This is a genomic window from Bartonella sp. P12B (assembly GCF_055796185.1).
In genome coordinates, this window is sequence record NZ_JBTTDI010000059.1 from 1 (window position 1) to 1,038 (window position 1,038).

General features: G+C 38.8%; 2 protein-coding genes and 2 pseudogenes. 2 read left to right on the plus strand and 2 right to left on the minus strand.

Going from position 1 to position 1,038, the window contains the following annotated elements; translation table 11 throughout:
• A pseudogene (locus tag AC0QT1_RS08630) lies at positions 1-75 on the minus strand (lysozyme); the annotation flags it as partial.
• 183 nt (positions 76-258) lie between these two features.
• Here AC0QT1_RS08630 and AC0QT1_RS08635 point away from each other — a divergent pair.
• The gene (locus tag AC0QT1_RS08635; protein WP_473202131.1) at positions 259-483 is read left to right on the plus strand and encodes an antitoxin MazE family protein; all 225 of its coding nucleotides are present in this window, start codon (positions 259-261) and stop codon (positions 481-483) included.
• The gene (locus tag AC0QT1_RS08640; RefSeq protein ID WP_473202132.1) at positions 480-806 is read left to right on the plus strand and encodes a type II toxin-antitoxin system PemK/MazF family toxin; all 327 of its coding nucleotides are present in this window, start codon (positions 480-482) and stop codon (positions 804-806) included. Before AC0QT1_RS08635 ends, AC0QT1_RS08640 begins: the two co-directional genes overlap by 4 nt.
• 34 nt (positions 807-840) lie before the next feature.
• On the opposite strand, the pseudogene AC0QT1_RS08645 reads toward AC0QT1_RS08640, so the two are convergent.
• Positions 841-1,038: pseudogene (locus tag AC0QT1_RS08645) on the minus strand (late control protein); the annotation flags it as partial.

Genomic DNA, 1,038 nt, shown 5'->3' on the forward strand with positions numbered 1-1,038 from the left:
ATCTTTATAGGCGTTTAAACGCAAGCCTTCCCATTGTTTAATAAGTGCTAGTCCCTCTGATGATATTTTTCTCATAGGTTTCTCCATAAAAAAGCTCCACACAAGGCAGAGCTGGATTAAAAAATAGACATTTTCCTCATTCTAAAGGATGAGATTTTACGATGTAACGGGGTCATTTCCGCGAAGATTATTAAATTTTTGTTTCATGTAACTTTTTTCCGTGTTATACGTTACATGAAACATAGTGGAGGTTTTCTTATGGCTACAATGCACGTCAATGAACGCGTTCAAAAACATCGTAACGCACAAAGGAAAGCAGGATTGCGCTTGATGCAAATTTGGGTACCAGATACACGCCAACCAAACTTTGCAGAAGAGTGCCGCCGTCAGTGTCGCTTGGTAGCAAAAATGGATAAAACAGATACATCTATGCAATTATTTATGGATCAATCTTTAGTAGATGTTGATGGCTGGACAGAATGAAGCGTGGATCTCTCGTAACAATAGCTATGCAGGGTGACTTTGGTAAACCAAGACCTGCATTAATAATTCAAGCCAATCAATTCAGTGAACATACAAGCGTAACAGTTTTGCCAATTACAAGTACACTTATTGCGGCGCCATTACTTCGCGTTATTATTCAACCAGATGCCAAAAACGGTTTACAAAAGCTTTCACAAGTGATGATTGATAAGATCATGACGGTAAGATGCGAAAAGGCTAGCCCAACTTTCGGTTCTATTCATGCAGATAAAATGGTAGAAATTGAACGCTGTTTGGCTGTATTTTTGGGAATAGTAAAATGAAAATAGTGAAGACATTTTTGTCTTAAGTAACCTCTCATGTATCTCCCTCATCCATATGAATGACGCCTTCGCCTTCATCATATGCATTTTGTGGAGCGTTTGGATCAAGAGTATCATCCTTGTCTGGTGGTGTGTTTGCAACATTTCCAGCTGCATCTTCTTGTGTTTCATCAAAAAGTTCGCATTCTATTTTTGTGGTGTAACCACCCGTTTTATCAAGCTTGTGCTTGAC

Excerpts from the sequence above, each read along its gene's own strand:
- AC0QT1_RS08635 (WP_473202131.1), top strand. The coding sequence starts at position 259 with ATGGCTACAATGCACGTCAATGAACGCGTTCAAAAACATCGTAACGCA.
- AC0QT1_RS08640 (WP_473202132.1), top strand. The coding sequence starts at position 480 with ATGAAGCGTGGATCTCTCGTAACAATAGCTATGCAGGGTGACTTTGGT.